General features: G+C 59.9%; 6 protein-coding genes and 1 pseudogene. All 7 read right to left on the bottom strand.

Translation table 11 applies throughout. The annotated features are described in order from the left end of the window. Positions 1–343, bottom strand: a pseudogene (locus ACR0K4_RS21970) (sugar phosphate isomerase/epimerase); the annotation flags it as partial. A 132-nt stretch (positions 344–475) separates the two neighbouring features. After that, positions 476–2431, bottom strand: a complete 1956-nt coding sequence (locus ACR0K4_RS21965) for an SDR family oxidoreductase (protein ID WP_480855784.1) — start codon at positions 2429–2431, stop codon at positions 476–478. A gap of 14 nt (positions 2432–2445) precedes the next feature. Next, entirely contained in the window at positions 2446–2739 is a 294-nt protein-coding gene (locus ACR0K4_RS21960; RefSeq protein ID WP_480520945.1) for a hypothetical protein, read from the bottom strand. Beyond that, positions 2739–3845 carry an ABC transporter ATP-binding protein gene (locus ACR0K4_RS21955; RefSeq protein ID WP_480520947.1) on the bottom strand — a complete coding sequence of 369 codons (1107 nt, stop codon included), beginning with the start codon at positions 3843–3845 and terminating at the stop codon, positions 2739–2741. Before ACR0K4_RS21955 ends, ACR0K4_RS21960 begins: the two co-directional genes overlap by 1 nt. Before the next feature lie 11 nt (positions 3846–3856). Next, the gene (locus tag ACR0K4_RS21950) at positions 3857–4723 is read right to left on the bottom strand and encodes a carbohydrate ABC transporter permease (protein ID WP_480520949.1); all 867 of its coding nucleotides are present in this window, start codon (positions 4721–4723) and stop codon (positions 3857–3859) included. Between the two features lies 1 nt (position 4724). Then, entirely contained in the window at positions 4725–5681 is a 957-nt protein-coding gene (locus tag ACR0K4_RS21945; RefSeq protein ID WP_480520950.1) for a carbohydrate ABC transporter permease, read from the bottom strand. A gap of 16 nt (positions 5682–5697) precedes the next feature. Next, a complete protein-coding gene (locus tag ACR0K4_RS21940) occupies positions 5698–7146 on the bottom strand; it encodes an ABC transporter substrate-binding protein (protein ID WP_480855783.1) in 1449 nt (482 codons plus the stop codon). Positions 7147–7170: the final 24 nt, after the last annotated feature.

Raw genomic sequence — 7170 nt, 5'->3', positions numbered from 1 at the left:
CCTGCCGCGCCTTCGGATTGCCGTGGACGGTGTCTGGCGCAAAAGCATCAAAGGCCAGATCGTAAGCGGGATGAACGGCGACCAGCTGGCCCTGCAAATGGGTCGAAAGCTCACTGACCTCAACGCCCGCATCGCGGCAGGTGCCGGTGATCTCGTCGCAATAGGTCTGGCTCTCAGTGGCTTTGTCCAGATCAAACAAGCGCCCGTCGAACGTCGGAATTTGCACCGCCTTATATCCCAGACCCGCGGCCCATGCCGCAATCGAGCCCAGCGAATTGAACGGAGCCGCATCATCCGCAAACTGCGCCAAAAACAACCCTGGCCCCTTGATCGCACCCGGCATATCAACCTCCTTCGTGAATGCAGGCCCTGAGGTGGGCCCGACGGATATAGACGACTATTTGCCAGTTCGACCCGACAAAAACCCAGCACTTGAAGTCATTCAGCTTAACTGCCTGGACGTCCTAACACTTGCTCAAATTACACGATCGTTTCCACCATCCAGCGGGATTTGCGCGCCGGTTGTACGACGAAAGTTCTCGCCGACAAGTGCGAGCGCTGCTTTGGCGACATGCTCTGACGTGATCTCGGATTTCATCAAGTTGCGTGTTTTGTATTCTTCAACTGTCAGGCCGTAGCGCCTAGCGGATCGCTCCAGCGCCTCGTCTGTCCAAAGGTCTGTGTCGAAAGCAGCATCAGGATGCAGGGCGTTGACAGTCACCCCGGCTTCGGCCAACTCCAGTGCCAGAACGCGCATCAGTTGGGTCAACCCGGCCTTGGCCACCGAATAAGCCGAGGCCCCCGCCCCCGGAGCCGGCACATTGCGCGACGCCATAAACAGGATCGACGGGTCAAAGCCCTGCCGCAGATAGGGCACGGCGGCGCGCGACAGGATCATGTGGGCGTCCAGATTGACGCGCATGGATTTGGCCCAGCTTTCGTCGTCCATATCCTCGACCTGCGCACCCGCGGTGAAAATACCCGCGTTCGACACCAGAATATCCAGCCCACCATAGGCTTGCACGACAGCGTCCAATTCAGCCTCGACCGCAGCTCGGTCAGTGGCGTCAACCACCGCTCCCGAAAGCCCGAAACCGGACAAGTTTTCGACGACCGCAGGGTTGATATCGAACCCGACCACCACGGCCCCCTGCGCGTGCAGCTTTTGCGCAATCGCCCGTCCGATGCCGGTGGCCGCCCCGGTCACCACCGCGATCTTGCCGGTCAATTCGGGGCCTTTGGGCTGTTTCTTCAGCTTGGCCTGTTCCAATTCCCAATATTCCAGCCCGCGCAGATCGTCCTCGCTCAACCCCTGCCAGCCGCCGGTTTCCTGCGCATAAAGCAGCGCCTTCGCCGTCGTGCGCGCCACATCGGCCGAGATATCGGCGCGTTTCAGGTTGGGGCCAAAGCTGCGGATACTGCCCGTGCGCGACACCGCCCAATGTGGGTTCAGGGGCAGTCGCTGCAAATTTTGATCGCCAGCGCGGTTGAAATAGGCCTGATAGTCGGCGGCAAACCGCGCCAGATCGGCGGTGGCATCCGGCCCGATCAGTGCGGGAAACGGTTTGTTGTGAATAACATGCTCGGGCGTGACGGTTCCGGTCTTGGTCAGTTCGGCCAGCCGCCCGGCAAAGCCCTCCGGTACACTGCACGAGGGACGCGACAGAACGGGGAACCCCGCCAGATCGCCCACCGCCCGACGCAACCCTGCCAAAGCCAGCGGATCTTCCGTCAGTGCGGGCGTAGGCGTCAACGCGCCGTAGTTTTCCTCAAGAAACTCCTGCGCGATGGCGATCAGTTCGATATGGCGGCCATAGCTGGCCTTGGCGTTGTCATCGAAGGTAAACAGCCCGTGGTTTTCCAGCACCAGCCCATCACAGCGGTCGAACCCGCCCTCGCGCGCAAAAGCCGCGATCTGCTTGGCCAGATCGAAACCGGGTTTGACATAGGGCAGCACCGCCACGCTGTCGCCGAGAATCTTGTGCCAGGTCTCGGGCGGCAGCATTGAATTTGAGATCGTCAGGATCGCATCCGCATGGGAATGATCGACAAATTTATGCGGGATCACCGCATGAACAATCGCTTCGATCGACGCGTTCGCCGCTTGCGGATCAAACTGAGCGCGCTTGACCTCGCGCACCATATCCGGGTCGGACAGGGCGGGCAGTTCGGACAGGGCCAGAAGCTTGTTCCGCTCTAGCCCGGTAAAGCCTTCGGTCCACATCTGCGCCAGATCGAACCCCGAGGCTTTCACGTAGATCGCTTCAATGCTGTGTCCGAAAATATCCGTCTGCGTGGTTTTGACCGAGGTATTGCCGCCCCCGTGAAGCACCAGTTCTGGGTCAACCCCAATCAGGCGCGAGCTATAGGCGCGCAGTTCAAGGTCCGAGGTCAGCGCTGCGGCCTCCGTGTCGTTCCAACGATTTTCCATCTGATTTTCCGAGCTTATTGCGCCTGCAGATAAAGGACGTACCCCCAGGCAGACAGGATTGCGAAACCGACCAGACACAGGAACACGATCAGGATCGTCAGTGCAGGCGAGCGAAGAGATTTCACGGGCTGACCCGCGTTGAGAAACGGCATCATGTTGAACAGGATCGCCGACAGAAAAGCGGTGACACATCCGATCTGGAACAGGATGTGCGACACAGGCTGAAACACCGCGATCAACGATCCGATGGACAGCGCAAGAATAAGGCCCCTGGCCCGCGTCGCGCCGGTTCTGCTAAGCGTTGCCATCACGCGGCCTCCTTGTCCGATTTGCGGGTGATGCGGATGCCGTCGGCCCCGAACAGGGTCAGATCGGCAGGGTCAATTTGCACGTCATGCTCCTGCCCCTCGGGGCGCCCCGGTCCGTGCGCCAACACCCGCAGGTTCTGACCGTTCCAATCGGAATGGACCAATGTTTCGGCCCCCATGTTTTCCGACAGGAACACCCGCGCGGCCCGCAGGGACATTCCATTTGCCCCGGCGCGGGCCGCAGCGCGGGGGCGAAAGCCCAGCGTCACGTCCGACCCCTCGGATGGCAGCGTCCTGAACGGGTCCGAGGCCAGCCGGATCGTATGACCCGACAGATCAAGCTCCAGCGCGGTGTCATTGGCTGCAACGCAGCGCCCCTTGAGCAGGTTCATCTGTGGCGTGCCGATGAAGCCCGCAACAAAGGTGTTTGCGGGCCGCTCAAACACATCCAGCGGGCGGCCCACCTGTTCGACCTTGCCATCGCGCATGACTGCAATCCGGTCGCCCATGGTCATCGCCTCAAGCTGGTCATGGGTCACGATCACGGTGGGGCGGTCCAGCGTCGCCAGAACCTTGCGGATTGATCCGCGCATCTCATCGCGCAGCTTGGCGTCCAGACGGCTGAGCGGTTCGTCGAACAAAAACGCATTGGGCGCGCGGATCACGCAGCGGCCTACGGCGACGCGCTGCTTTTCCCCCTCGGACAGCTGATGCGGATAGCGATCCAGCACCTCGGCTAATTGCAGGATATCGGCAATGCGGGCCAGTCGGTCGTCGGTTTCCGCAGCGCTCGCGCCCTCGGCCTGCAGCGGATAGACAAGGTTCTGGCCAACGGTCAGGTCGGGATAGAGCGCATAGAACTGGAACGCCATCGCCACATCCCGATCCCGCGCGGGCAAATGGGTCACGTCCCGCGCACCAAACTGCACTGTGCCCTGGGTCGCGGATTCTAACCCCGCAATCATCCGCAAGGTGGTGGTCTTGCCACAGCCGGACGGGCCCAGCAGGCACAGAACCTCGTCCGGTTGGACGGTCAGGTCCACATCCTGAACGGCGGCGAAATCGCCGAAATATTTGGTCAGGCCAGTGAGTTTCAACACGTTCATTGCGGCCTCCTTTACTTGCGGACAGTGCCAAAGGTGACACCGCGCAGCAGTTGGTTTTGCAGCGCAAAGGTCACGATGAAGACGGGGATCAGGAACAGCGACACCATGGCCGACAGCTTGCCCCAATCCACACCGATCTCGCCGCCGATAGTGCTGGCAATGGCGACCGGCACGGTGCGGGTTTCAGGGCCGGTCAGCAGCAGGGCAAAGATAAATTCATTCCATGTCAGGATCAGCGCAAACACCGCCGTCGCCGCCAGCCCCGCCTTGACCTGCGGCAGCGCGATACGACCAAAGACGGACCAGTCGCCCGAGCCATCCATGCGGGCGCTATCCTCGACCTCAGAGTTGAGATCATCAAAGAAACTTTTCATCATCCAGATCGAAAACGGCAGGTTGAACCCGGTATAAAGCAGGATAATCCCGATATAGGACCCCGACAGCCCGGTCAGACGGAACACCAGAAAGATCGGGATGATTACCACAATCGGCGGCAACATCCGGGTCGACAGGATCACGAACAGATAGGTGTCATTACCCTTGAGCGGATAGCGCGAGAAGGCGTAAGCGGCGAGCGTCCCAATGATCAGCGCCAGCAGCACCGATGAGCCCGCGATAAAGGCCGAGTTCGCGAAATAGAGCCAGACGCCCGACCCCGTCACCTCTCCGGTAGCTGACGTCTGGAAAAAGACGGCGCGGAAATTTTCCAGCGTCGGGGAAAAAAACAGCTTGGGCGGGATCGCCAATGCGTCAGCGCGGGTTTTGAAAGCTGTCAGGATGATCCAGAAGACCGGGGCAAAGTAGACGATGCCCACCAGCCAAGCGCATGCGGTGCGGACCGGGCCTGCCTGATCATGGGTGCGAAACGACGATGCCATATCACGCGCCCTCCGTTTCGTTGCGTTGTTTCACCACGTAGAGATAGATCGAGGTCAGCACGATCACGACGAACAGGATCATATAGGCCAGCGCCGAAGCCTCGCTGGTTCGGAAGAACTGGAAGCCCAGCCGATAGGCATAGATGGCGATGGTTTCCGTGGTTGACCCCGGCCCGCCTTCGGTGATCAGGAAGACCAGATCGAAGGTCTTGAATGTCTCGATCGTGCGGAACAGCAGCGCCAGCAGCAGCAGGCTTTTCACATAGGGAAAGGTGATCGTGCGGAACCGTTTCCAGCTTGAGGCACGGTCAATCTCGGCGGCCTCGTACAGGTATCCCGGAACCGAGACCAGTCCGGCCAGCACCAGCAGCATCACAAAGGGCGACCACATCCAGGCATCGGCGATAACGATACCCGCAATGGCCCCGGCCGGGGTGGCCAGCAGCGCAAAGCTTTCGCCCGTAAACAGGCTGATGAACCACGACAACATGCCCAGTGTAGGGTCGTAGAACAGTTTGAAGAAAATCGCGACCGACACGAACGACAGCATCATCGGCGTCAGCACGAACATCAGCGCCAGCCGTCGCATCGGGAACTTCTTGGCAAACAGCAACGCCAGCCCGAACCCGACCAGCAATTGCAGCGCGACCGAAGAACTGACAATCAGACCGGTAGTCACGAATCTCTCCCACACACGATCATCGCCCAGCAGGTCGGTGTAATTCTCAAGCCCCTGAAACTTGGGCGGTTTTTGCCGGTTGGCACGGTAGTTGAAAAAGCTCAACCCGAAGGACCACAACAGCGGCAGGATGTTGATCAGAAACAGGGTGGCCAGAGCGGGCGTCACCAGTAGTGCCCCGCGCCGCTCTGGCGCGTTGATCCATTGGAGAAAGCCGCGCGTTTCCGCCTTTTGATCAAAAGCGGGCGGCAGTTTGGGAGGTCGTACAGCCTGATTCACAGCTTTCTCCATCGGTTTACTGCAGGCGATCCGCGTCGCGCAGCAGCTCGTCCTGGAATTCGGCCACAGCATCCAGCGCCTCGCGGGCCGAGACCTGACCGGTGATCGCACGGTCGAATTCCTCCTGCTGCTGGGTCAGCATCTCGAACATCTCGGGCACGTGCCACAGGTCCTTCTGCCAGGGCAGAGACTTGCGATAGGTCGCATTCCAAGGCGCCCAGCTGTCATAATCGGGGTTTTCCAGAACCGAGGTCAGGCCCGATTGCCCACCCGCTTTGACAGCGGCGACCTGCGTGTCCTCAGAGAGCCACCATTTGACCAGATCCAGCGCCTCGGCGACGACCAGATCATCGTTCCATGTGGTCAGAACAAAAGGCTGGCCGCCCAGATTGGCGCTGCGGTCCAGCGCGCCATTCAGCATGTTTCCGGGCATCATGCCAAAGCTGGTGACATCGGCGACCTGACTGGTGGCCGGATCAACCACTGGTGCTGCCAGTGCGGCCCAGTCGATGATGGCGGCAATCTTGCCCTGCATATACAGGTCCTGGATCTCGAAAATGCCCATCTGACCGGTCTTGGCGATCGGCGGCGCATAGTTCAGCAGTTCCAGATAGCGTTCGAACCCGGCGACGTTTTCGTCGGAATTCACCACGCCCAGAACCGGCGCGTTGGGTTCATTGGCCTCATCCCAGATGCCGCCGCCCCATTGCCAGAAAAACGCGTTGATCTGCATGGTCGAGAAATCCAGCGGTTTGCCCGCCTGATAGGCGATGCCGTAGAAGTCGCTGTCCAGCGTTTTGCCTGCCAGCGTTTCCCCGGCCTTGCGGGTGAAGAACGCGCCGAAATTGCCCCAGTCATCCCAGGTTACGCTGTCCCAGGCTTCGGGCGCGCAGGGCAGCGCGGACCCGTATTTCTCCTGAAACGCCGCGTTTTCACCTTCGTCGCAGAACAGGTCGTTGCGATAATAGGTGAAGTAGTTATCTGGGAATTGCGGAAAGCCGTAATAGTTGACGTCCGGCGAATAGTTCCCCATCTCGGCGATCTTGTCTGCGGGCACATTGGGATAGGTCGAGTAGCCCGAGACCAGCGCCGGATGCAGGTCCTTGATGATGGCCTGAAGTTCCGCGTCTTCGGCGATATGGTCATTTAGCTTCATGAAATGACCGGCCTCGATAAAGGTGCCCAGCCATTGGCTGTCGGACACCAGCATCTGATATTTCTGCTCGCCCGAGTTCAGCGAGGCATTCACCCGGTCAAAGAAATTCGGCCACGGGATAAAGTCGATCTCAAGCTTGACGTTATTGCCCGACGGGGCGGTGTAGGTTTCATTGGCATAGTCCTGCATGAAGCGCGTAGGCCCCCAATCGGGTGCCGCCATGCGGATGGTGATGTCTTCTGCCGCGACGGCCGATCCGGCCAGTATCGTCGCTGACAGAAGCGCCCCCATTTTGCTGAATCTGGTCATTCTCTCCTCCGTTGTTTGTTCAGT

The organism is Ruegeria sp. K11 (assembly GCF_056531905.1).
Note: the sequence above shows the minus strand (reverse complement) of the source record. Positions and strands in the feature narration are given on the sequence as shown.

Bases quoted from the DNA above. Each gene is read 5' to 3' on its own strand.
- ACR0K4_RS21965 (WP_480855784.1), bottom strand. From the start codon at position 2,431: ATGGAAAATCGTTGGAACGACACGGAGGCCGCAGCGCTGACCTCGGAC.
- ACR0K4_RS21960 (WP_480520945.1), bottom strand. From the start codon at position 2,739: ATGGCAACGCTTAGCAGAACCGGCGCGACGCGGGCCAGGGGCCTTATT.
- ACR0K4_RS21955 (WP_480520947.1), bottom strand. From the start codon at position 3,845: ATGAACGTGTTGAAACTCACTGGCCTGACCAAATATTTCGGCGATTTC.
- ACR0K4_RS21950 (WP_480520949.1), bottom strand. From the start codon at position 4,723: ATGGCATCGTCGTTTCGCACCCATGATCAGGCAGGCCCGGTCCGCACC.
- ACR0K4_RS21940 (WP_480855783.1), bottom strand. From the start codon at position 7,146: ATGACCAGATTCAGCAAAATGGGGGCGCTTCTGTCAGCGACGATACTG.